Here is a 21,415-nt window from a genome sequence, read left to right on the forward strand (position 1 = left end):
GCTGGGCAATTCTAGGGGGCGGCCGCACTGGCGATAAGCGCAGATTCCTGCGAATCTTTGTTACCAAAACAGCGATAATCCGGCTTTGGTCGAAGGCACATGCAACTAACTTCGTGACACAATTTGCCCTCTACCTTGAGAGTGACCCATGGACACCCTGCAAAACATGCGTGCTTTCAGTTGCGTAGCCCAGCTTGGCAGTTTCACTGCCGCTGCGGCGCAACTGGATACGACTACCGCGAACGTGTCGCGGGCGGTCTCCAATCTGGAAGCCCATCTGCAAACCCGGCTGCTCAACCGCACCACCCGGCGCATCGCCCTGACCGAGGCGGGCAAGCGTTACCTGATGCGCTGTGAACAGATCCTCACCTATGTCGAAGAAGCCGAAGCCGAGGCAAGCGACGCGCATGCCCGGCCTGCCGGGCAATTGAAGGTGCATTCGATGACCGGGGTCGGCCAGCACTTCGTGGTCGATGCCATCGCCCGCTACCGCGAGTCGCACCCGGACGTGACCTTCGACCTGACCATGGCCAACCGCGTCCCCGACCTGCTCGACGAAGGCTATGACGTGTCCATCGTGCTGGCCACCGAGCTGCCGGACTCAGGTTTCGTGTCGCAGCGCCTGGGCATCACCTACAGCATCGTCTGCGCCTCGCCCGAGTACGTGGCCAGGCACGGCTTCGCGCACAAGCCGGTCGACCTGCTGCAGCATGCCTGCCTGCGCATGGTCAGCCCGGTGATCCCGCTGGAAAAGTGGTTGTTCGACGGCCCGGAAGGCCAGGAACTGGTCAACATCACCAGCTCGCCGTTCCAGGTCAACTCGGCCGACGCGATGAAAACCGCGATTCGCAGCGGCATGGGCATGGGCGTGCTGCCGATCTACTCGGCCATCGATGGTTTGCGTGATGGCAGCCTGGTGCGGGTGATGCCGGACTACCGGCTGCAGGAACTGAACCTGTATGCGATCTACCCGTCGCGCCAGTACCTGGATGCGAAGATCAAGACCTGGGTTGAGTACCTGCGCAACTCGTTGCCAGAGATTCTCGCAGCCCATGAAGCGGACCTGAAAACCCACGAGTTGCTGATCGCGAACTGAAAGCAGCTGCAAGCGGCAAGAAAAAGCAGATTGGTGCACGCGCTGCTTTTTCTTGCGGCTTGAAGCTTGTAGCTTGTAGCTTGTAGCTTTTGCGTTGGAAGTAGCCCGATGAAAAAGACCGTCCTGGCCTTCAGCCGTATCACCCCGGCCATGGCCGAGCGCCTGCAGCAAGATTTCAACGTGATCGTGCCGAACCCCAAGCTCGGCGACATCAGTGTCCAGTTCAATGAAGCTTTGCCCCAAGCCCACGGCCTGATCGGCGCCGGTCGCAAGCTCGGCCGCGCGCAGCTCGAGGGGGCAGCCAAACTGGAAGTGGTGTCCAGCGTATCGGTGGGCTACGACAACTACGACGTCGACTACTTCAACGAGCGCGGCATCGCCCTGACCAATACCCCCGATGTGCTCACTGAAAGCACCGCCGACCTGGGCTTCTCGCTGATCATGGGCTGCGCCCGCCGCACGGCCGAACTGGATGCCTGGACCAAGGCCGGCCAATGGCAAGCCACCGTCGGCCCGGCGCACTTCGGCAGCGATGTGTACGGCAAGACACTGGGTATCGTCGGCCTGGGCAACATCGGCGCGGCCGTCGCCCGCCGTGGCCGCTTCGGCTTCAACATGTCGGTGCTGTATGCCGGCAACAGCCGCAAACCGGCGCTGGAGCAGGAACTGGGGGCGCAATACCGCAGCCTCGAACAACTGCTGGCAGAGTCCGATTTCGTCTGCATCGTGGTGCCGCTGTCCGACGCCACCCGCAAGCTGATCGGTGCTCGCGAGCTGAAGCTGATGAAGCCGAGCGCCTTCCTGATCAACATTGCCCGTGGCCCTGTGGTAGACGAGGCAGCGCTGGTCGAGGCCCTGCACAACGGCACCATTCGTGGCGCTGGTCTGGATGTCTACGAGAAAGAGCCGCTTAGAGAATCGCCGCTGTTCAAATTGCCCAATGCCCTGACACTGCCGCACATCGGCTCGGCCACCGCCGAAACCCGTGAGGCCATGGCCAACCGGGCAATGGACAATCTGCGTGCGGCGCTGCTGGGCGAGCGGCCGCAGGACCTGGTGAATCCGCAGGTGTGGAAGGGCTGATAACGCGTTTGTCCCACCAAGGGGCCTGCGCAGACAACCTTCACGTGGGTTGTCTGCGCCGCCTCAGCACCTTGCGCACCACGTACCGGGGCCGCTGTTTGGTCTCCTGGTAGATCCGCCCTACGTACTCCCCCAGTATTCCGATACCGATCAACTGCACACCGCCAAGGAACAGCACTGCCGTCATCAACGACGGATAGCCCGGCACATCGTTTCCGAACAGCAGTTTGTCGATCACCATGTACACCGCAAAGGCAAAAGCCGACAGCGATACACCTCCGCCCACGTAACTCCATAGCCGCAAAGGCACAGTGCTAAACGAGGTGATGCCATCCAGGGCCAGGTTCCACAGCCGCCAGAAGCTGAACTTGCTGTTGCCCGCCGTACGTTCGGGCCGGTCGTATTCGACGATGGCGGTACGAAAGCCTACCCAGGACAACACACCTTTCATGAACAACTGCTGCTCCGGCAACTGGCGGATGGCGGCTACCACTTTGCGGTCCAGCAGGCGAAAATCACCGACGTTCTCCTCGATCCGGGTCGAGGCAATGCGGTTGTGCAGGCGGTAGTACAAGCGTGCGCTCCACCGTTTGAACCGTGTGTCAGCGGCACGGCTACGGCGCTTTGCCAGAACGACCTCCGCCCCTTGCTGCCACACATCGATCATCTGCGCGATAAGCTCGACCGGGTCCTGCAAGTCGACATCGATCGGCACCACGACGTCGCCCTCGGCGTACTCAAGGCCGGCGAACAACGCCGACTCCTTGCCAAAGTTACGCGAGAAATTGACGACGGTTACCCATTCATCCCGTGCCGCCAACTCGGCGCAGATGGCCTCGCTGGCATCATTGCTGCCGTCATTGACCAGCAGGATCTCGACCACCACGCCCTGTAAAGACGGCTCGTTACGCACCGTGTGATAGAACCGTTCGAGGGTGTCCTGCTCGTTGTACAGGGGCACGACCAAGGTAATGTTCATGGCTGCCTCCGCTTGAACACCACTGTCCGCGAGTAGCCGTAGCCGATGATCAGGCTGACGGCTGAAAAAGCTACCAAGGTCAGCCAGGGTGACAAACCAGCCCGGTCCGATAGCGCCCCCATGCTCAGGCTCAGGCAACCCATGCCCGATACGAACGCCAGGTAACGCAGCTTGCTCGGCGCGGTGGCGAACGTGAAGCGAGCATTGAGGTAATAGGACGCACTGACAGCCACTGCGAATGCCAGCAAGTTGCTCGATGCCTGGTTCAGCCCGGCAGCCTGGTGCAGCAGGAAGAAAACCGCCCAGTGCAACAGCGTATTTCCAACACCGATGAGGCCATACCGGTAGAAACGCAGGGTCGTTACCATCGGTAGGCCTCGCTCTGGGCAGGTGCTTTCATCAGCACATAGCCGTTACCGTCGACCAGGTGGATGTCGAAAAACGTGCTCTTCACCACCGCTGCATGGCTGCGCGCAAGTACCTGCTCACGGTCGAGCGGGGGATTTGTAGTGAAGTTGACCAGCCCGAGGCGCGGCATCATCTCAGGCAACAGCAGAAAATCGATGTTCAGGACATAACGCAACGCTGGCATCTGTTCATAACTGGCGCTGGCTGCAGGCAACCAACGTGCGCTGCTACCGATGTCGAGAACATAGAATCGCTTGGTCTCGTACAACTGCGGCCGGCTTTGGATGGCATTGGCGAGCGAAGACGTCACCATGCGTTGCAGTTCCTTCTGCACGATCAGCGTTCGGCCGTAAGCAAACGAAAATGACAACATGAACAACACAGGAATAGCCAGCAGCCACCTCAGCCGACCGCCAAGCCCTGACAGTAGCCGATGGGCCAGCAGTGCCAGCATCATCAAGACCACGCCGAACCCCATCAACAGGCGTGCGCGACCGTCAAAATGCGCGAACACCATCATCAGGCCGTACACCAGCAACGCCACAGCCGGGATGGGCAGCAGCAGCGCAGCCGTCAACACCCCCCGTTCCCATACAGGGCGTGGATCAACCAATACCTCACGCAAGGCGATCAGCAGCGCCACAAGCGCCAGCCCCGAAAGGCCGATGAACACCCACGCCGTTCCTGGCGTGATCAACAACGCCACGTGCCCCAAGATAACTTCCAGGCGCCGCAACACCTCAGGCCACCACTGGGCATCCAGAGGCAGCAACGCGGTGCGGGGGACATCTATGAACTGATGGGCCGTGAGCGAGTACAGCAGGCACCCGCCGAACAGTTGTGTCAGCCGGCCGAAAAGATGACGGCAGACCTGACGCAACCCGGCATGGCCGAGCACCTGACGCATGATTTCGAGGCAACACAAGCCAGCGAAGACGTTGATGCTGACCTGGTAGAAACTCGCGGCACATGCCACCAGCACGCCGCCCAGCAGGCACTGCTGCCAGCGCTCGGCACTCAGCGTGATGGCCCAGACGCATGCAGCCAGCGCCAACGCCATACCGGGTGCGTCGTATTGGTACGACAGGTTTTGCAGAAAGAAGGGGTTGTACCATAAGGGCAATACCACCAGCACAGAGGTCGCCGTGGGGGCCGGGAAGTAATGTGACACCAGCCGGGCGAGCGCCAGTGCAGTCACGCTGGCAGCCAGCAGAATAGGCAAAGGGAACAGATTCACAGCCCCGACAGAGAAGCCCAGCATGCGATGCATCAGGTAGAGCAGGAAGCGCCCCTGCCCTGTCCAGGATTCATTGCCGGTAGGCGTGAGGCCAGCGTTCTGGGCGCGCCACACATCATCGATATAGGCGTAATCGGCAAGCACCAGCGGCAATAGATGCACCGCCAAGGCCAACAGGCAGAGCAGCTGCACCTGACGATGCGACAGTCGCTTGTTCCAGGGGAGCAATGGTGACATTGACGTTTCCGGGCTAATGGCTCCCGGGCAAGTCTAAACAGGCCACTGCGTGCCAACACCTGGCATTTATGTCAGTTGCTGCGCAGCGCTCAACGTGCCAGAGCACCTGCCAACGTGGGTTTGGGCTTGCGAAACACCAACACATTACCCGCCATGACAGCGACCAGCCCGAGCAAAGCGGGGGCTGTCCATTGATAGCCCTCGGCAAACGCCGACACGTTAAGCGCCACCAGCGGGAACAGCACCGTGCAATACGCAGCCCGCTCCGGGCCCATGCGCCCGACCAACGTCAGGTACGCGGTGAAACCGATCACTGAACCCGGTATCACCAGGTACAGCAGCGAGCCGACATAGCGCGTGTTCCACTCCATCGCAAATGGAATACCGCTGATCAGGCAATACACGGCCAGCATCGCGGCGCCATAGACCATGCCCCAGGCATTGGTGGTCATGGGCTTGAGGCCAGCTTTCTGCTGCATGCTCGACAGCATGTTGCCTGCCGAAAAGCACAACGTACCGAGCAAGGCCAGGCCGAGACCATAGAGCGTTTCACGGCTTGCCGCATGGTGCGACAGCTCCGGCCAGAACAGCAGCCCCAACCCCAAAAGGCCAAGCGCGCCGCCACCGAGTACGTTGCTGGCAACCCTCTGGCCGAAAAAGAGGCGCGCGTTCAGCGCATTCCACAGTGTTGCAGTGGAAAACACCACGGCGATCAAGCCACTGGCGATCCACTGGCTGGCGGTGAGGAAACACATGAAATTGACGCAGAACAGGCACACGCCCTGCGCCAGGCACAGCAGATGACCGCGCCGATTCATCGGCTGCAGGCGGCGGGTGAGCAGCAGGATGGCGAACAGAATCAGGCCGGCCAAGGCAAAGCGGTAGACGATCGAAACCGGGATGGCCACTTCACCCAATTGCAGTTTCAGGGCGATCCAGGTGGTACCCCAGATCAGGACAGTGAGCAGGTACAGGGAAAGGTTCATGGGGGTTCCTTAGGCATACGACCATGCATTGCGGGGGGGCACCATGCGGCCAACCTGTGGGAGCTGGCTTGCCGGCGATCGAGGGCGCAGCCCTCGCCAGGGCCATCAGTGTTCTCTGCGGCCAGTGAAGTGCGCTTGCACAAACTTGCGCTTTTCAGCATTCAGGGAGCTGCCACCTCGGCGCATCGGCAGTACGATGGCGACAGAGGAAACGCTCATGACCCCACTGACCCAGTTGCACGTGTTCAACGCCATGCATGCCTCGCCCCACGCGAGGCTGGAACTGAGCGCGCACCTGGGCGACGGGCTGGCGGCGGCGCTATGGAGCAACCGTGACGATGCCCGCGACTATCAGGCGCCCAGCCACCACACGCTGTCGTGCTACATCGCCCACGGCACCGGCACCTTTCGCCGCCAGCGCCCAGCCGACAAAGGAGCGCCGGACAAATTGTGCATCATGCCGGCCGGCCACGAGTCCAACTGGGTGGTCAATGGGCAGATCCGCCTGGCGCACCTGTACATCAGCGAGGTGCAATTCGCCCTGGGCTGCGTGCGCCTGCTCGACCGGGAACCGCGGGAGATGCAACTGCAGGAAGCGACATTTCTCGACGACCCACGGCAGTCGGTGCGTTTTCGCCAGTTGATCAGCCTGGCCTGGGAAGAGCCAGGCGAGCGCTTGCTGGCCAGCAGCCTGGCACACGAGATTGTCGATCACGCCGTGCTCAGCCAGGTAGGGCTGCGCCAGGGGTTACGCCTCAAAGGCGGGTTGGCACCGAACCTGCGCCGGCAACTGGTGGAATACATCGAGACACACCTGGATCAGCCCATCACCCTCGGTGAGTTGGCCGTGCGTTGCAACCTCTCCGAGTATCACTTCGCACGCATGTTCCGCACCAGCTTCGGCTTGCCGCCACACCAGTACCTGCTGGCCCGCCGGCTGCATCGGGCCTGCCAACTGCTGCGCCTGGGCCAGCTGCCATTGGGAGACATTGCACTGCTGTGCGGGTTTGCCAGTGCCAGCCATTTCAGCAACCGCTTTCGCCAGGCAGTCGGCGCGACACCTGGCGACTATCGCGCCGCCTTCAGCCACTAGAACTCGAAGGTACTCGACAGGCTCACCTGGCGCGCATCACCTATGGCAACGAAGTACTGGTTCACCGCCGAGCTGTAGTAAACCTTGTCGAACAGGTTCTTCACGTTCAGTTGCAGGCGCACATTGTGCTCGTCGAGCCGGGTCTCGTACGTGGCGAAAGCATCGGCAACGGTGTAGCTGGGCAAGTCGAAGGTGTTGGTCGAGTTGCCCGGGCGCTCGCCGACATGACGGGCTCCGGCACCGAAACGCAAACGGTCGCCACCGAACAGGCTGCCGAAGTCGTACACCGCCGACAATGAGCCACTGTGCCTGGCCACGTTCTGCAGGCGGTTACCCTCGAGGTCCGGGTCCTTGGTCACCTTGGCGTCGGTAAAGGCATAGCTGCCGATCAGGCTCCAACGCTCACTGAGCTGTCCGGTCAGGTCAAGCTCCACCCCCCTTGAACTGACCTCGCCCGCATTGCTGTAGACCGTCTCGCCGGTACCGCTGTCGAAGTTGGAGACCAGCACGTTGCGCTTGGTGATGTCGAACAGCGCCAGGGTGCCGGTCAGGCTGCCAGGCATGTCGAGCTTGGCACCCAGCTCCCACGACTTGCCCTCTTCCGGCGCAATCGACGAATCCAGCACCACACCGCCGGTCAGCGGGGCAATGCTGGAGTTGGGTTTGAACGACTCGCTGTAACTGCCATAGAACGACAACTGCTCATCGACCTTGTAGACGATGCCGGCATGCGGTACCCAGGCCTGGCCGCTGGTGTCGGTATTGGCCTTGAACGGCCGGCCGCGGCCGGCGTACTGGTCGTACTGCTGAAAGCGGGCGCCGGCCACCAGTATCCAGTGCTGGTCCAGGTGCAGTGCGTCCTGCAGGAACAGCGCCTCGGTGCGCAGCTTGTCGGTCTGATCGCTGTCGCTGGCGCGCACCGTACTGCCCTCCACTTCCTGGCCATAGACCGGGTTCACATAACTGAAGGTGGACTGAGCGGTCTGGCGAATCAGGTCGCCGCGAAAGACCTTGCGGTCTTCGTGATCAATGCCAATGAGCAGGTCATGCTGCATTCCGGCCAGCTCGACGTTGCCATTGAGGCTGAGGGTCGCGAACTGGTCGCGGCTCATGGCGTTGTGGGTGCCATCGATGCTGCGCGTAAGCGTGCCCTTGGCTTCGTTGACGCCGGTCACGCGCACCTGGCTTGCGTCGTAAGTCTCGCGGTTGAAGCTGTAGCCCACGTGCAGCTTCCAATCGTCGGCCAACTGGTGGTCGACCTCAAGGCGATACAGGTCGGAGCGGCCTTCCATGTCGTTGAAGGGTTCATCCAGGCGGCGCGTGGCCGGAATGTCCAGCGGGTGGCCGTTGCTGCCGAACGCAGTGCCCCGGTCGAACGGGTAGAGAAACTCACGGTGCTCATAAGCCAGCACCACTTGGGTGTCCTCGCCCAGCCAGGCCAGCGACGGCGCCACCAGCGATTCGCGGTGCACGCCATAGTTGCGCCAGTAATCCTCGTCCTCATGATCGACGATCAAACGGTAGGCGAAGTTGCTGTCGCCCAGTGCCCCGGTGCTGTCGAACCCACCGCCGCTGCCGTTCTTGCCGCTGCCGTAGGTCGAGCCGCGCACGGTCAGGGCGTTGTACTGCTGCAATTGCGGGCGCTTGCTGACCACGTTGATCACCCCGCCCGGGTCCTGGATGCCATACAGCAGCGAAGCCGGGCCCTTGAGCACCTCGACCCGCTCGGTGTTCGCATTGAGGCTGCGCCCCTGCACGACGGGCATGCCATCGCGCATGATCGAACCGTCGCGGTTGTCACCGAAGCCGCGCTTCATCACCGTGTCGGAGGTGCCACCGAAATTGTTGCCCTGGGTGATGCCGCTGACATTGGCCAGGGCGTCATCCAGGTTGCGCGGGGCCTGGTCGCGGATGACCTGGGCAGGGACCACGTTGATGGCTTGGGGGATGTCCTGGGACGGGCCTTGGCCACGCATGATAGAGGCGCTGGCCGGCGGCTGGTAGCTGTAGGTGTCCATCTGCGAGGTCACCGTGGTGGCCTGCAGGTTGAGCGCACCGGAGGTGTCCACCGGTTCAAGCGTCAGGGTGCGGGCATCGACCCGGCGCCACGTCAGGCCAGCGTTGCCCAGCAATCGCTGCAGCGCCTGTTCGGCACTGAACGTACCCTGCAGGGCCGGTGCCTGCACGGCAGGCAGTTCCAAGGTGTAGACCACGCTCTGGCCGGTGGCGCGGCTGAAGGCATTGAGCGCCTGGGGCAAGGGCTGGCTCGGCTGGGCGAACCGGTGCAGTTCAAGCTGCTCGGCGGCAAGGACACAAGGGGCAGCAGCCAAGGCCGAAAGCGCAGAGAAACCTAGCCAGAGAGGGACGCAACGGTGGGTGAACTTCATGGACGCTGACCTGTGAGAGGGTGATGACTGCGAATGAATCGCACTTCCACTCATTACACGGATGTCACGTCCTGTTACCTCATCCGCTTTTGAAAATTATTTTTCCAGTGCCGCCGCTTAACGGATAACGGTCAACCGGCCGAAAACCGTCTGCCGCGAGAACCCCATCACCTTGCCCAGCGAATCCAGTGCCGCCAGTGGCTCGCGCACCGGGAAACTGCCGCTGACCTTGCGCTGCCCCAACTCGCCGTCGAGCAGCACGATCCGCCCCGGGTAATAGCGCCCCAGGTCCTCGACCACCTGCGCCAATGGCACCTGGTAGTAATTGACCCAGCCCTGGCGCCAGGCCAGACGGCTGTCGCTGTCCACACTCGCCGTCTCACCGGCCCGGCCTCTGGCATAGGCCAGTTGCTGGTTGGCCGTCAGCTCACGGGCGGCCTGCCCCTGAGCCGGCGTGACCGCCACCCGACCGTTGCGCACCGTGACCTGTGCCCCCTCGGCCTGCTCGCGCACTTCGAACTCGGTGCCCAGCACCCGCACCTGCCCCCCCGCCGCCTTTACTACAAACGGGTCACCGGTGTGCGTGACCTTGAAGAATGCAGCACCATGCAACAGCCGCACATGGCGCTGCCCCTGCTGGAAATCGACAGCAATGGCACTGCCCGCATCCAGCGTCACCTGCGACTGGTCAGCCAGCGTCACCTGGCGAATGGCGTCTGTGCTGCTGAAGTCGGCCTGCAGGTCCTGCAGCCAGTACCCCGGATGCCAGCCCCCGGCAACGCCCACGGCAAGCACCAGGCAGGCCGCTACGGCCAGTGCGCGGGCGCGCCGCCAGCGAGGCGGGGCAGGCGCCTTGGCCATGGCATCCAGGTATCGTTGCAGGTCTGCGTGTTCTTCCTCGGCCAGGCGTGCCGCGGGTGCCGCACTCTTGTGCCACAGCGCCTGGGCCTGGGCATAGGCTTCACGGTGCCTGGGGTCGGCCAGCAACCAGCGCTTGAACGCCGCACTGTGCGCTACCTCAGGCTGCTCGTTGATCCTGGCCAGCCAATGCAGTGCAGCGTGCGACGGGTCGGCGGTGGTCAAGTCTGAATGGCTCATCGACGGGCGCTCCCTGGCCTGCGCATCGGGGTCGCGGGTTCGGCAACACTGGCCTTGCACGCTTGGAGGGCGCGCATCATATGCTTTTCCACGGCGCTCTGGGACAGCTGCATGGCCTTGGCGATTTCGCCGTACTTGCAGCCGTGTATGCGGTTGAGCAAAAAGATCTGCCGGGTGCGCTCGGGCAGGGCGCGCAGTGCCGCTTCGATGCGCTGCAGGTCATGGTCTACCTCAAGGGCCTGCTCCGGTGCCTGGGCCGAGCACTCATCCAGTTGCAGCGAAGCTTCGGCGATGCGTTCGCGGCTGCCTTCGCTGCGCAGATGGTCGATGGCCAGGTTGCCGGCGCAGCGCAGCAGGTAGGTATCCAGCGCCTCGACCTTGACCTCGGGGCGCCGCCAGAAGCGCAAGAACAGCTCCTGCACCAGGTCCGATGCAGTGGCGCGGCAGCCTACCCGACGGCTGACCAGGGCTTCCATGCGTGCGCGCTGGGCCATGAAGACCTGGACGAAACGTGCGCGCGTGCTGTCGCTGTCAGGTTCGATCAAGGCATCACCCGCCAGATATGACCAGCAGCGGGCCGAGTACCAGGCTGATCCCCGCCAGCCCCAGCAACAGGCGCGGCTGGTAAGGCAAGGCGAAGACCCACAGGGTCACCCCGGCCATCAACACAGCGACCCACTCCACCAAGCCATGGGCCCACCCACGCAGGTGCACCGACAGCAACAGCGATGCCAGCAGCAGCAACCAACCCGCCATACGCAGCCTGCGCAACTGGCCGACAGCAGGCTTGCGCCCGAGCAGGTCGCTGAAGTGCTTTTCCATCGCCAGGCACAAGGCGGCGAACCCGGCAAAACCGATCAGGGCGACGCTCAGCATCCGTTCACCTCGAGCGTTTCAGCCGCTGCCTTTGACACCCGGGGCTCACGCTTGGCCACAGCCTTCGGAGCACGCAGCATCTTGCCTGCGGCCCAGGCCAGGAAAAGACCGGTGCCCAATGCCGTGAGGTCCAGGCCCGCCATCGCCCAGTCGCCGGCGGCTACGCTGTGGTTCAGCCCCTGGCCGGTGGTCAGCGCATTGAGCAAAGGCAGCAGCGCGAAGGCCAGCGCGCCCAACCCAAGCTGCTCGCCCCAGGCTCGGCGCCCGGGGCGCAGCACGGCATGTACCAGCGACAACAGCCAGGCCACGAAGAACGTGTTCACCTCCCAGTCCGCCCGCCCTTGCAGCGCCACAGGCAGCAAGCGGTTGGCCCAGAAAAAGCCGGCCACCGCGAGCAGCAGGCCACTCATGCTGGCGATGTTGAGCACCTCGACCAGGCGCAACTCAGCGGGCATGCGTTCGCGCTTGGCATGCTTGAGCTGGCGCTTGCCAAGCCACATCACCAGGCCCGTACCGATGACCGCAGTACCCGCCACCCCGAACACGAAGTACAGCCAGCGCAACCAGGGCCCGGCGAAGTTGCCCATGTGCAGGCCGACGAAGCTGAACGAAGTCATCATCGCAGCGCTTTCCGGTGCCCCCTGGCTCAGCAGCTCGCCCGTGCTGCCGTCGAACATCCAGTTGGCGCTGCGCTTGTAGGCGATGTTGTCGGCCGAAGCCTGGGCGAAGCTCACGCGAGCGTTGCGGTCGCCCGGGTTGTGCACCTGGATGTAACCCATGCGGGCACCGGGGACCTGCGCCTGAGCCTTGGCGTACAAGCCGGCCAACGGCACCAGTGGCGCAGCGACGTTGGCCACCTTGGGCACCTCCTCTGGGCCGAACAGGTCGTTGAAGTAGCCGTTGGTAGTGCCGCCATAGCTGGCCATGATGCTGGCCGGCATCACCATGTACATGAAGATCACCAGGCTGCTGTAACTGATCATCAGATGGAACGGCAACACCAGCACACCGATTGCGTTATGCCCATCCAGCCACGAGCGCTGGCCCTTGCCGGGGCGGAAGGTGAAGAACTCCTTGAAGATCTTCTTGTGGGTGATGATGCCGGTGACCAGGCCCAGCAACATGATGAACGCGCAGAAGGTCGCCAGCCAGCGCCCCCAGGGGTGGGGCATCTGCAGCTGGAAGTGGAAGCGGTAGAAGAACTCGCCGCCGCGGCTGTCACGGGCCTCTACTGGCTGCCCGGTCTGGGCGTCGAGTTGCTTGCTGACAAAGCCACGGCGCCCGCCGGCAGGGTCACGCCAGCCGACGCTCAACGCGGCTTCGCGCTCGCTGGGCAAGCGGATCATCCAGTTGCCCGAGTGCGCCGCGTTGGCCTCCAGGTAGCGCTGGGCCAGGCCCAGGCTGGCCACCGGGTCGAGCGCGTGGCGGCGGACTTCGGGCTGTGCCCAGTGGCTGATCTCTTCCTTGAAATACGACAGTGTGCCGGTCAGGAAAATTGCGAAAAGCAGCCAGCCGAAAATCAGCCCGGTCCAGGTGTGCAGCCAGGCCATCGCCTGGCGGAAACCGTCCTTCATGGGTTCTTCATCCAATAGGCCAGCCCGTTGATCAGCCCCAGCAGCAGGCTCGGCAGCAACACGCCGAGCCAGGCATGCCAGGCGCTGCGGCAGGCAAAGCACCAGATGAAGGCCAACAGGTAGAAAACGAACGACAGCATCATGCCGGTCATGGCCGCGTCGACTTGCGCCAACGGCACCAGCAAGGTGATGCAGACACTGGCCATGGACGCCAGCAGGTACCCACCCAGCACCGCTGCCAGGCAGCGTGAGGTCACGGCCAGGCGGTAGCTGAGGGGCAGTCCGGCGGCATTGCGCTTCATGGCGGAGGTCCGGGAAACTCTGGGGGTTGCAATAGTAATGATTTCAATTCGCATAAGCAAAGTCTGAAAGACTTGGGGTTTTTAACCGGTCTTATGTCGTCAAAGGTCTGCCCGGTAGCCTCTGTGGGGTTAATTGCAACAGAAAATTTATTTTCACGAAGGGCTTGAATTCAGGCTTCGGTTGCCTGACCTTAGAGTCAAGAGGCGAAGAATTTCCAAGGGCCTCAAGGGCCTAGGCACGCCTCCATGCGAGCAAGCTGAATAAGGATTGAATCATGCAAATCCAGGTCAACAGCAGCAACCATATCGAAGGCAACATCCGTCTCAACGAGTGGGTCCGCAGTACGCTGCAAACCACACTCGAACGTTACGAGGAGGACCTCACCCGCATCGAGGTGCACCTGCGCGACGAGAACGGCGCCAAGCCCGGGCCGCATGACAAACGCTGCCAGATGGAGGCTCGCCCCAAAGGCCATCAACCGATTTCCGTGACCCATACCGCCGCTTCGCTGGACCAGGCGGTGGATGGAGCCGCCAGCAAGCTGAACAATGCGCTGGATCATTTCTACGGCAAGCTGCGCAGCAAGCGCGGCGTACTGGAACTGAGCGATCCCGACGCCTGACCCTTGCCAGTAAGCAAAAACGCCCGGCCATGTGCCGGGCGTTTTCGTTTTCACCTTCGTCCAGTTGAGTCAGTACTTGGCAACCTGCAACAGTGGTTGCGGGAACAGGTTGTCCAGTGTCTCCAGCAACCGTGCGTAATAGATGGGCTTGCGGAAGAAATCCAGCACCTGCAGGCGCAGCAGGTCGCTGAGGTCTTGCGCACCGGCGTGCCCCGACATGACGATCACCGGCAAATGCTGCCGGGCCGTATGGTCGCGCAGGCGCTGGATCAAACCGATGCCGCTTTCTTCCGGCATGCGTAGATCAGTGATGACCAAGGCAACGTCCGGATAACGGGTGAGCAGTTGCAGGGCAGCTTTCACCGAGCCTGCCGTGTGGCAGTAGTACCCCTCGTTGTCGAGGAGTTCGGCCAACTCAAGCAGGTGCTCTTCCTCGTCATCGACCAGAAGAATCTGCTGACGCGAGGGAGAGTTCTGCATGTGCGGCTCCTGTTGATCCGGTCCGACGAGACATCGCCTGTTGTTGGTCTAGTTCAGGGCCGTCTGGATTGCGGTGAACATGGTACTGATGTTGCCGGAGATCCCGGGAACGAACCCGGCCAATACCACCGCCACCATCGCCGCGATGACCGCGTACTCGATACCCGAGGCACCGTCCTTGCGATGCAGGAATTGCTTGCAGTGAAGGATGACCTGTTTCAGCAACATGACCAGCTCCTTGCGGCGAACTCGCCGGCGACAATGGTGTCAAAGTGACGCCTGTTTGCCATCAAAGGATTGCCAAGCTGGAGCCGTCTGCAAATATAAAAAAGCATTAGTCATCAGGTGATAATCCAAAAGCATTAGATCCTTTTATTTCAACAACTGACTGTTTTAATTGGGTTTACGTTCTGGCTACAAAAAAAGCCGAGCGCCTAATGGCGAATGGCGATGGGTGGGCTACCGTGCAATAGCGAAATAGTGACTTTTTGCCACCACCCGACGCGTGCACGGAGGCCAGCCATGAGCAGTCGCTTGACCATGATTCTGGCTGCCCTTTTCCTGCTCGGCGCACTGCTCGCGGGATACTGGGGGGTCGTGCTCAGCCGCCCCCCTGCACCACCCCAGCCGGTAGCCCCCGTCGCCGAGCAGCCGCCTGCGGTGGTTGCAGCGCCCACCCCGCAACCGCCCGAGCCGCAGCGCTTCCCCATCGTCGTGCTGCGCAAGGCGCTGCCGGCCAATACGCCCTTGACCGCAGACGACGTGCTGCTCGAGCGTTTGCAGGTAGTCCCTGCCGGTGCCTTCCAGCAAGTGGACCAAGTGATCGGACGCAGCAGCGCCAGGCCACTGGCCGCAGGTAGCTGGCTGGACGAGTCGAGCTTCCAGCCCGGCGGACCGCTGGCACGGATGATCCGTGCCCACGAGCGGGCCGTTGCGGTAGGCGTGGACGACGTGGTCGGCGCCGCCGGGCAACTGTACCCGGGTGATTTTGTCGACGTGCTGCTGTACCTGCGCGAAGAGGCCAACAACCCGCAGTCTTCTGCCCAGGTCGTGCTGCCGGCCCTGCGCGTGCTGAGCGTCGGGGAACAGATGGGCGTTACCAATGACGGCCGCCCGGCACTGACCGCCGAGGAGCTCAAGGCGCGCCGCGAGCAGGCGACCCCAGGCAACCCCGCAAGCACCCGCACCGTGGTGCTGGCAGTCCCTGAAGCCTTGGCCAGCCGCCTGATGCTGGCAGCCCAGGTCGGCACCCTGCGCCTGGCCGTGCGCAGTGCCGCCGAGCAGCGGCTGGCCCGCTATTGGGCCCAAGCGGATAGCCAACCGCAGGTAGAAAGCATCAACCGGGAACTCTATCGGTTCAGCCAGCTTTCCCAGGCGCCATTGGCCAAAACCGCCTCAACCGCTGCAGCCGTTGCAAGCATGCAGATCATCCGTGGCGCACAGGCCGCGGACGCCAACAAGACCCCCTGACAAGGCAAGGATGCAGTATGCGTAGTTCCGAGCGTTGCAGTTCAAAACGGTTCTTCAGCCTCGCGTGCCTTGCCCTGCTCATGGTTGCGCTGCTGCCGAAGGCCCATGCCGCCAGCAACGGCTGCGAAGCATTTGCCCAACTGCCTTCAGTGATCGAAATCGACCAAGGCCTGCAGCAAGAATTGCGCTTGCCGCTGGCGATCACCCGCGCCGCCGTCGGCGACCCCAAGGTTGCCGACGTGCAACCCAGCGGTGACCGCGCCGTGCTGGTGACGGCCGTGGGCCAGGGCAATACCACGCTCATGCTGTGGACAGCCTGCGCACCGGCGCCACACCGGGCCATGCTGTTCGTCAAAGGCCAGGCCAGTGCCGCCATGGCCGAAACGGGCCTGCCACCGTCGCTGGATCCGGAGTTGCCAAGCCAGGTGCAGGCCGATATCCGCTTCGTCGAGGTGCGCCGCACCAAGTACAAGGAAGCCGGCGCCCGGCTGTTTTTCAGCGGCTCGAACAACAGCCTGATCGGATCGCCGGGTACCGTGCCAGGCACTTCGGTGACACCGGGTGCCGTGCCTGTCACCTCGCCACAGATCCCGCTCAACGACGGTGTGTTCAACATCGTCTGGGGCGGCGGCAGCAGCCGCTTCCTGGCGGCCATCAATGCCCTGGAAAACAGCGGTTTCGCCTACACCCTGGCGCGCCCCAGCCTCACCGTGCTCAGCGGCCTGACTGCAAGCTTCCTGGCCGGTGGCGAGATACCGATCCCGGTGCCCAGCGCCGGCAGTGACAACTTCTCGATCGAGTACAAGGAGTTCGGCGTGCGCCTGGCACTGACGCCGACCGTAATCAGCCGCGACCGCATTACCCTGAAGGTAGCGCCTGAAGTCAGCGAGCTGGATTACACCAATGCGGTGACCATTGGCGGCACAAGCGTACCGGGGCTGAGCATACGGCGCACCGATACCAGCATTTCCCTCGCCGATGGCGAGAGCTTCATCATCAGCGGCCTGGTCGGCAACAACACCCGCTCCGCCGTGGACAAGCTCCCCGGGCTGGGCAACTTGCCGATCCTTGGCGCGTTCTTCCGGCAATCGGCCCTGGTGCGTGAGGAGACCGAGTTGCTGATGATCGTCACCCCGCACCTGGTTCAACCGCTGGCGGCCAATGCCCGCCTGCCGGAACTGCCCGGCGAGGGGTTGCGTACCTACGACCCCAGCTGGGGCCGGCTGTTCTTCATGGAAAACGGCAACTTCGATGGCCAAAGCGGGTTATCACGATGAACGAGAGCCTCAACCAGACCTTTCTGGGCATCACCCGCAATGAAGAAGACCTGCAGTGGCTGCAGAGCGCGCTAGCACCCCAAGGCCAGGTGATCGGCGCCAGTGGCGGCAGCCTCGACGAACTGCTGGCGCTGATCAATGCGACATTCAGCACCCTGGTGTTCATCGGCCTGGACCGTGAGCAACTGGTCAATCAGTGCGCACTGATCGAGGGCGTGCTTGAAGCCAAGCCGCTATTGGCGATCGTCGCTCTGGGCGATGGCATGGACAATCAACTGGTGCTGCACGCCATGCGTGCCGGCGCCCGCGATTTCGTCGCCTATGGCTCGCGGGCCAGTGAAGTGGCCGGGCTGGTTCGGCGCCTGGGCAAACGCATGCCCACCGTCACCAACAACCCCAGCCTGGGCGGCCTGACCGTGCTGTACGGCGTGCAGACCGGTGCCGACGGCGCTTTGCTGACCACGCACCTGGCGCGGGTGGTACAGGAAAGCGGCCAGCAGACCCTGCTGCTGGACCTGGGCATGCCACGTGGCGACAGCCTGGCGCTGCTGGGGCTGGAGGCGTCGTTCTATTTCGGCGATGCCCTGCGCCACCTGCGCCGGCTCGACACCACCCTGATCGACAGTGCTTTCACCCGCGACAAGAAAGGCCTGCGCCTGCTGACCTTTGCCGAAAACGATGACCCGCTGCGCCAGACCAGTGCCGCCGAGCTGTACATGCTGCTCAGCGCACTGCGCCAGCACTTCCAGCACATCGTCGTGAACCTGACCGGGCATGCCGACAGCGAAGCCCTGCGCACCATCATCAGCCACTGCGACAAGCTCATCATCTATACCGACCAGAACATCCTCGACTGCCGGCGCAACCTCGAAGTGCTGGAGCTGTGGCGCGATCATGGCATCAAGCTGGAGCATGCCAGCCTCTTGGTCGACCGCTACCTGGGCAATGTCGCCCCGGATGCCGAGAGCCTGGCCAAGCGCTATGCGCTGCCGCTGCTCAAGGTCATGCCCGACAGCCCCGAGGTGCGGCTGAACGTGAAAAACCAGGGCCTGAGCCTGTTCGAACTGGCCCCGCGCGAAAACCTTACACAAGCCCTGCGCGGCCTGGGTGAGCGCTTGGCGCAGCGTTCGGAAAACCTTGCGCCACCGGCCTTTACCTGGCTGCGTCGGCTATGGGGCAGCAAATGAACGGCGACCAACCCTTCGGCGGCCCCCACCATGCCACGGGCGACCCTTATGCGCTCAAGCGTGCACTGCACCGCTTTGCCATCGATGCCATCGAAGACAGCGGCCGCAACCTGCTCGAAGGCGCGCGCCCGGCACTGACGCAGTTTGTGCTGGAGCAGGTGGGCGATTACGTGGCGCGCCTGCGCCTGGCACTGTCACGCTACGAAATGGAGCGCCTGGCCGAAGAACTGGTCGACGAGCTGACCGGGTTCGGGCCGCTGGAGGTGCTGCTGCGGGACGCCAGTGTCACCGAGATTCTGGTCAACGGGCCGCACAGGGTGTTCGTCGAGCGGGCCGGGCAGTTGCAACAGACCGACCTGCGTTTCATCGATGCCCAACACGTCGAGCGCGTCATGCAGCGCATCCTTGCACCGCTCGGGCGCAGGCTGGACGAATCGTCGCCGATGGTCGACGCGCGCCTGCCCGACGGCAGCCGGGTCAATGCGATCATTCCACCCGTGGCCCTGGACGGGCCGTGCCTGTCGATCCGCAAATTCCGCCAGGACATGCTCAAAAGTGCCGACCTGCTCGCTACCCGTGCCATCGACCAGCACATTTTCGACTTCCTCGAGCGCGCCGTGGGTCGGCGCTGCAACATCCTGGTCAGCGGCGGCACCGGCACCGGCAAGACCACCCTGCTGAACATCCTCAGCCAGATGATCGCCCCGCGCGAGCGCCTGGTGACCATCGAAGACGTCGCCGAACTGCAACTGCACCATCCCCACGTGGTACGCCTGGAAACCCGCCCGCCAAATGCCGAGGGGCACGGCGAGATCAAGGCCAGCGAGCTGATCCGCAATGCCCTGCGCATGCGCCCGGACCGTATCATCCTCGGCGAGATCCGCGGCACCGAGGTGCTGGACGTGCTCACCGCGATGAACACTGGCCACGACGGCTCGATGAGTACCGTGCACGCCAACACCGCGCAGGACGCCTTGCTGCGCCTGGAAACCCTGGTTGGCCTGAGCGGGCGGCAGATCGCCGAGAAGACCTTGCGGCAGATGATCTGCGCGGCACTGGACGTGGTGATCCAGCTGACCCGCCTGCCCGACGGTCGCCGCTGCGTCAGTGAAGTGCTGGAAGTGGTCGGCGTGCGTGACGACGTGTATGTGACCAATACCCTGTTCCGCCTCGACCGCCGCGGCGGCGACGTGTTTCTGCGGGAGGCGCCGAACCCCGCGGGCAGCAAACTGCGCCATGAAGGTGTGCAATGACCGGCCCCCTGCTGCTGGCGCTGGCGCCCCTGTTGCTGGGCGTCTCCCTGATGCTGTTTCGCCTGGGCCTGTACAAGCGCAGCGAACAGCGCATTCTCCAGCGCCTGGGGCGGGCCTTTGAATTGGTCCGCAGCGGCAATGCACGGCGCGCCTGGCTCGAGCCGCTGTTGCAACGTGCCGGGCTTGGCGCAACCGACTGGCAACCGCAGCGCTGGCTGCTGGCCTGGCTCGGCCTGGCACTGGTGGCGCTGCTGGGGGCCGGGTGGGTGGCCGGGCTGATGGTGCTGGTCGGCCTGCCGCTGCTCGGCTATTTCACCCTCAGTTGGCTATGCCGACGGCGCGTGCACCAGCTTGTCGAACAACTGCCCGCTTTGCTGGACTACAGCGTGCGCAGCCTCAAGGCCGGGCGCACCCTCAATGATGCGGTCCTTGGTGGTATCGACGGCTCTCGCGAGCCCTTGCGCTCGACCATGACCCGGGTACGGCGCAACGTACAGCTGGGCGTGCCGCTGGACGATGCGGTCAACGAACTGGCCGAGCTTTACAACCAGGACGAGCTGCGTCTGTTCGCCATGGGGCTGCGCATCAACCAGCGCTACGGCGGCAATACCAGCGAGCTGATGGAGAACCTGATCAAGCTGATCCGCGAGCGCGAACAAGGCAGCCGTCAGCTCAAGGCCATGACCGGCGAAACCCGCATCACAGCGATGGTCCTGGGTGCCTTGCCGCTGTGCATGGTCGGCTACTTCCTGATGGCCAATCCGCACTACCTGCTGACCATGTGGCAAGACAGCAGCGGCCAGATGATGCTGCTGTTCGCCTTCGCCCTGCAGGTGGTCGGCTGCCTGGTGCTGTGGCGCATGATGAGGAGCCTCTGACCATGGCCTTGTTGCTCTGCGCCGTGTGCCTGTTCATCGCCGCCGGCTTGCTTGGCGTGCAGGCCGCCCGGCAGCTGCGTGCCCGCTACCTGGTCGCTCGCAGGCTGCAGGGGCGGCTGACGCGCGAGGAGCGCCTGGGGGACTGGCTGCACTGGCTGGGCAGTAGCCCGCTGGGGCGGCGCCTGCAGAAACTCGACGGGGAAACCCAAGCCTTGCTTGACCGTGTCGGCTGGCGCCGCAGCCGCCAGCGGGCGCTGTTCGCTGCCATGCAACTGGGGCTGCCGCTGCTGGCGGTCGTGCTGACACTGATCCTGCAGCAAGGCGTGCTAGGCGGTGAAGGCACGCACTGGTTGGTCTGGCCGTTATGCGCCTTGGGTGCCAGCTACCTGTTGCCCAAGCGCTTGCTGGCGGTTGCCGCCAGACGGCGCCAGCAGCGTATCGCCCAGGAAGTCAGCCTGATGATTCCGCTGCTGCGCATTCTCTTCGAGACCGGCCTGGCCGTAGAGCAGGCACTGCGCGTGCTGAGCCAGGAAGGCCAGGCGTTGGTCCCCGAAATCAGCGAAGAGTTGCGCCAGGTGCTGCAACGGGTGGACTCGGGCCTGGCGCTCGGCCCGGAGCTGGAAAAGAGCGCCCGGGTACTGGCCGTGGATGAGTTCATCGACACCTGCGTGATCCTTCAACAGTTGCTGGTACAGGGCAGTGGTGCGATGAAATCGCTGCTCGCACTCAAGGACCTGCTCGATGACCGGCGCCTGACGCGCATGCAGGAACGGGTATCGAAAATGTCGGCAAAAATGTCGGCGGTGATGATGGTATTCCTCTTCCCGGCACTGCTCATCGTCCTGGCCGGGCCGGGATTTTCCGCCTTGACGCGGGCCTTGGGCCCCTAGG

The 21,415-nt window shown here is 63.3% G+C and carries 22 protein-coding genes; 10 read left to right on the forward strand and 12 right to left on the reverse strand.

Going from position 1 to position 21,415, the window contains the following annotated elements:
* Window positions 1-148: 148 nt before the first annotated feature.
* Together NGJ21_RS08135 and NGJ21_RS08140 are read left to right on the forward strand one after the other, a co-directional pair.
* A complete protein-coding gene (locus NGJ21_RS08135) occupies window positions 149-1,096 on the forward strand; it encodes a LysR family transcriptional regulator (protein WP_046784800.1) in 948 nt (315 codons plus the stop codon).
* A gap of 108 nt (window positions 1,097-1,204) precedes the next feature.
* Entirely contained in the window at window positions 1,205-2,179 is a 975-nt protein-coding gene (locus tag NGJ21_RS08140) for a 2-hydroxyacid dehydrogenase (RefSeq protein WP_251962000.1), read from the forward strand.
* 40 nt (window positions 2,180-2,219) lie between these two features.
* Here NGJ21_RS08140 and NGJ21_RS08145 read toward each other — a convergent pair whose 3' ends face one another.
* The 4 genes from NGJ21_RS08145 to NGJ21_RS08160 form a co-directional block, all read right to left on the reverse strand.
* Window positions 2,220-3,158 (reverse strand): glycosyltransferase family 2 protein, encoded by a 939-nt coding sequence (locus tag NGJ21_RS08145; RefSeq protein ID WP_251962001.1) that lies wholly within the window; start codon window positions 3,156-3,158, stop codon window positions 2,220-2,222.
* Window positions 3,155-3,526 carry a GtrA family protein gene (locus NGJ21_RS08150; RefSeq protein ID WP_115273600.1) on the reverse strand — a complete coding sequence of 124 codons (372 nt, stop codon included), beginning with the start codon at window positions 3,524-3,526 and terminating at the stop codon, window positions 3,155-3,157. Before NGJ21_RS08150 ends, NGJ21_RS08145 begins: the two co-directional genes overlap by 4 nt.
* Window positions 3,520-5,040, reverse strand: a complete 1,521-nt coding sequence (locus NGJ21_RS08155) for a glucosyltransferase domain-containing protein (protein WP_251962002.1) — start codon at window positions 5,038-5,040, stop codon at window positions 3,520-3,522. The genes NGJ21_RS08150 and NGJ21_RS08155 overlap by 7 nt, the downstream gene beginning before the upstream one ends.
* Before the next feature lie 89 nt (window positions 5,041-5,129).
* Complete coding sequence (locus tag NGJ21_RS08160; protein ID WP_204919776.1) at window positions 5,130-6,026, reverse strand: DMT family transporter; 897 nt, start codon at window positions 6,024-6,026, stop codon at window positions 5,130-5,132.
* Between the two features lie 217 nt (window positions 6,027-6,243).
* Here NGJ21_RS08160 and NGJ21_RS08165 point away from each other — a divergent pair, with 217 nt between their 5' ends.
* Window positions 6,244-7,119, forward strand: coding sequence for an AraC family transcriptional regulator (locus NGJ21_RS08165; RefSeq protein ID WP_046784794.1), 876 nt, complete (start codon window positions 6,244-6,246; stop codon window positions 7,117-7,119).
* Here the strand turns inward: NGJ21_RS08165 and NGJ21_RS08170 are convergent.
* From NGJ21_RS08170 to NGJ21_RS08195, 6 genes are all read right to left on the reverse strand, one after another.
* Window positions 7,116-9,506 carry a TonB-dependent siderophore receptor gene (locus tag NGJ21_RS08170; RefSeq protein ID WP_115273597.1) on the reverse strand — a complete coding sequence of 797 codons (2,391 nt, stop codon included), beginning with the start codon at window positions 9,504-9,506 and terminating at the stop codon, window positions 7,116-7,118. The genes NGJ21_RS08165 and NGJ21_RS08170 overlap by 4 nt on opposite strands.
* 117 nt (window positions 9,507-9,623) lie before the next feature.
* Window positions 9,624-10,604: a FecR family protein gene (locus NGJ21_RS08175; protein WP_125923849.1), complete on the reverse strand. Its 981-nt coding sequence runs from the start codon at window positions 10,602-10,604 to the stop codon at window positions 9,624-9,626.
* Window positions 10,601-11,098, reverse strand: a complete 498-nt coding sequence (locus NGJ21_RS08180) for an RNA polymerase sigma factor (RefSeq protein ID WP_223255085.1) — start codon at window positions 11,096-11,098, stop codon at window positions 10,601-10,603. The genes NGJ21_RS08175 and NGJ21_RS08180 overlap by 4 nt, the downstream gene beginning before the upstream one ends.
* A gap of 55 nt (window positions 11,099-11,153) precedes the next feature.
* On the reverse strand, window positions 11,154-11,480 hold the full coding sequence (locus NGJ21_RS08185; protein WP_115273595.1) for a DUF3325 domain-containing protein: 327 nt from the start codon (window positions 11,478-11,480) through the stop codon (window positions 11,154-11,156).
* Window positions 11,474-13,054 carry a PepSY-associated TM helix domain-containing protein gene (locus tag NGJ21_RS08190; protein ID WP_251962003.1) on the reverse strand — a complete coding sequence of 527 codons (1,581 nt, stop codon included), beginning with the start codon at window positions 13,052-13,054 and terminating at the stop codon, window positions 11,474-11,476. The genes NGJ21_RS08185 and NGJ21_RS08190 overlap by 7 nt, the downstream gene beginning before the upstream one ends.
* Window positions 13,051-13,356 (reverse strand): DUF3649 domain-containing protein, encoded by a 306-nt coding sequence (locus tag NGJ21_RS08195; protein ID WP_046784788.1) that lies wholly within the window; start codon window positions 13,354-13,356, stop codon window positions 13,051-13,053. Before NGJ21_RS08195 ends, NGJ21_RS08190 begins: the two co-directional genes overlap by 4 nt.
* 275 nt (window positions 13,357-13,631) lie before the next feature.
* Here NGJ21_RS08195 and NGJ21_RS08200 point away from each other — a divergent pair, with 275 nt between their 5' ends.
* Window positions 13,632-13,979, forward strand: coding sequence for an HPF/RaiA family ribosome-associated protein (locus NGJ21_RS08200; RefSeq protein WP_012312780.1), 348 nt, complete (start codon window positions 13,632-13,634; stop codon window positions 13,977-13,979).
* Between the two features lie 69 nt (window positions 13,980-14,048).
* On the opposite strand, the gene NGJ21_RS08205 is transcribed toward NGJ21_RS08200, so the two are convergent.
* Together NGJ21_RS08205 and NGJ21_RS08210 are read right to left on the reverse strand one after the other, a co-directional pair.
* Entirely contained in the window at window positions 14,049-14,459 is a 411-nt protein-coding gene (locus NGJ21_RS08205) for a response regulator (RefSeq protein ID WP_115273593.1), read from the reverse strand.
* 48 nt (window positions 14,460-14,507) lie between these two features.
* The gene (locus NGJ21_RS08210) at window positions 14,508-14,687 is read right to left on the reverse strand and encodes a Flp family type IVb pilin (protein WP_046784786.1); all 180 of its coding nucleotides are present in this window, start codon (window positions 14,685-14,687) and stop codon (window positions 14,508-14,510) included.
* Between the two features lie 294 nt (window positions 14,688-14,981).
* Here NGJ21_RS08210 and cpaB point away from each other — a divergent pair, with 294 nt between their 5' ends.
* From cpaB to NGJ21_RS08240, 6 genes are read left to right on the forward strand one after another with little or no spacing between them, the layout of a single operon-like run.
* Entirely contained in the window at window positions 14,982-15,929 is a 948-nt protein-coding gene (gene cpaB, locus NGJ21_RS08215) for a Flp pilus assembly protein CpaB (RefSeq protein ID WP_237860149.1), read from the forward strand.
* A 17-nt stretch (window positions 15,930-15,946) separates the two neighbouring features.
* On the forward strand, window positions 15,947-17,206 hold the full coding sequence (locus NGJ21_RS08220; protein WP_251962004.1) for a type II and III secretion system protein family protein: 1,260 nt from the start codon (window positions 15,947-15,949) through the stop codon (window positions 17,204-17,206).
* Entirely contained in the window at window positions 17,203-18,393 is a 1,191-nt protein-coding gene (locus NGJ21_RS08225; protein ID WP_046784783.1) for a CpaE/TadZ family protein, read from the forward strand. Before NGJ21_RS08220 ends, NGJ21_RS08225 begins: the two co-directional genes overlap by 4 nt.
* Complete coding sequence (locus tag NGJ21_RS08230; RefSeq protein WP_119688288.1) at window positions 18,390-19,646, forward strand: TadA family conjugal transfer-associated ATPase; 1,257 nt, start codon at window positions 18,390-18,392, stop codon at window positions 19,644-19,646. Before NGJ21_RS08225 ends, NGJ21_RS08230 begins: the two co-directional genes overlap by 4 nt.
* Window positions 19,643-20,524, forward strand: coding sequence for a type II secretion system F family protein (locus tag NGJ21_RS08235; protein ID WP_115273590.1), 882 nt, complete (start codon window positions 19,643-19,645; stop codon window positions 20,522-20,524). The genes NGJ21_RS08230 and NGJ21_RS08235 overlap by 4 nt, the downstream gene beginning before the upstream one ends.
* Before the next feature lie 2 nt (window positions 20,525-20,526).
* Complete coding sequence (locus NGJ21_RS08240) at window positions 20,527-21,414, forward strand: type II secretion system F family protein (RefSeq protein WP_115273589.1); 888 nt, start codon at window positions 20,527-20,529, stop codon at window positions 21,412-21,414.
* The last annotated feature ends 1 nt before the right edge of the window (window position 21,415 follow it).

The sequence above is a fragment of the Pseudomonas sp. Marseille-Q5299 genome (genome assembly GCF_943737035.1).
Lineage (GTDB): Bacteria > Pseudomonadota > Gammaproteobacteria > Pseudomonadales > Pseudomonadaceae > Aquipseudomonas > Aquipseudomonas putida_E.

What these genes read in the sequence shown, in the direction of transcription:
- NGJ21_RS08200 (WP_012312780.1), top strand. Translation starts at nt 13,632, where the DNA reads ATGCAAATCCAGGTCAACAGCAGCAACCATATCGAAGGCAACATCCGT.
- NGJ21_RS08220 (WP_251962004.1), top strand. Translation starts at nt 15,947, where the DNA reads ATGCGTAGTTCCGAGCGTTGCAGTTCAAAACGGTTCTTCAGCCTCGCG.
- NGJ21_RS08145 (WP_251962001.1), bottom strand. Translation starts at nt 3,158, where the DNA reads ATGAACATTACCTTGGTCGTGCCCCTGTACAACGAGCAGGACACCCTC.
- NGJ21_RS08195 (WP_046784788.1), bottom strand. Translation starts at nt 13,356, where the DNA reads ATGAAGCGCAATGCCGCCGGACTGCCCCTCAGCTACCGCCTGGCCGTG.
- NGJ21_RS08190 (WP_251962003.1), bottom strand. Translation starts at nt 13,054, where the DNA reads ATGAAGGACGGTTTCCGCCAGGCGATGGCCTGGCTGCACACCTGGACC.
- NGJ21_RS08170 (WP_115273597.1), bottom strand. Translation starts at nt 9,506, where the DNA reads ATGAAGTTCACCCACCGTTGCGTCCCTCTCTGGCTAGGTTTCTCTGCG.
- NGJ21_RS08165 (WP_046784794.1), top strand. Translation starts at nt 6,244, where the DNA reads ATGACCCCACTGACCCAGTTGCACGTGTTCAACGCCATGCATGCCTCG.
- NGJ21_RS08155 (WP_251962002.1), bottom strand. Translation starts at nt 5,040, where the DNA reads ATGTCACCATTGCTCCCCTGGAACAAGCGACTGTCGCATCGTCAGGTG.
- NGJ21_RS08175 (WP_125923849.1), bottom strand. Translation starts at nt 10,604, where the DNA reads ATGAGCCATTCAGACTTGACCACCGCCGACCCGTCGCACGCTGCACTG.
- NGJ21_RS08240 (WP_115273589.1), top strand. Translation starts at nt 20,527, where the DNA reads ATGGCCTTGTTGCTCTGCGCCGTGTGCCTGTTCATCGCCGCCGGCTTG.
- NGJ21_RS08160 (WP_204919776.1), bottom strand. Translation starts at nt 6,026, where the DNA reads ATGAACCTTTCCCTGTACCTGCTCACTGTCCTGATCTGGGGTACCACC.
- NGJ21_RS08235 (WP_115273590.1), top strand. Translation starts at nt 19,643, where the DNA reads ATGACCGGCCCCCTGCTGCTGGCGCTGGCGCCCCTGTTGCTGGGCGTC.
- cpaB (WP_237860149.1), top strand. Translation starts at nt 14,982, where the DNA reads ATGAGCAGTCGCTTGACCATGATTCTGGCTGCCCTTTTCCTGCTCGGC.
- NGJ21_RS08180 (WP_223255085.1), bottom strand. Translation starts at nt 11,098, where the DNA reads ATGGCCCAGCGCGCACGCATGGAAGCCCTGGTCAGCCGTCGGGTAGGC.
- NGJ21_RS08185 (WP_115273595.1), bottom strand. Translation starts at nt 11,480, where the DNA reads ATGCTGAGCGTCGCCCTGATCGGTTTTGCCGGGTTCGCCGCCTTGTGC.
- NGJ21_RS08205 (WP_115273593.1), bottom strand. Translation starts at nt 14,459, where the DNA reads ATGCAGAACTCTCCCTCGCGTCAGCAGATTCTTCTGGTCGATGACGAG.
- NGJ21_RS08210 (WP_046784786.1), bottom strand. Translation starts at nt 14,687, where the DNA reads ATGTTGCTGAAACAGGTCATCCTTCACTGCAAGCAATTCCTGCATCGC.
- NGJ21_RS08150 (WP_115273600.1), bottom strand. Translation starts at nt 3,526, where the DNA reads ATGGTAACGACCCTGCGTTTCTACCGGTATGGCCTCATCGGTGTTGGA.
- NGJ21_RS08225 (WP_046784783.1), top strand. Translation starts at nt 17,203, where the DNA reads ATGAACGAGAGCCTCAACCAGACCTTTCTGGGCATCACCCGCAATGAA.
- NGJ21_RS08230 (WP_119688288.1), top strand. Translation starts at nt 18,390, where the DNA reads ATGAACGGCGACCAACCCTTCGGCGGCCCCCACCATGCCACGGGCGAC.
- NGJ21_RS08135 (WP_046784800.1), top strand. Translation starts at nt 149, where the DNA reads ATGGACACCCTGCAAAACATGCGTGCTTTCAGTTGCGTAGCCCAGCTT.
- NGJ21_RS08140 (WP_251962000.1), top strand. Translation starts at nt 1,205, where the DNA reads ATGAAAAAGACCGTCCTGGCCTTCAGCCGTATCACCCCGGCCATGGCC.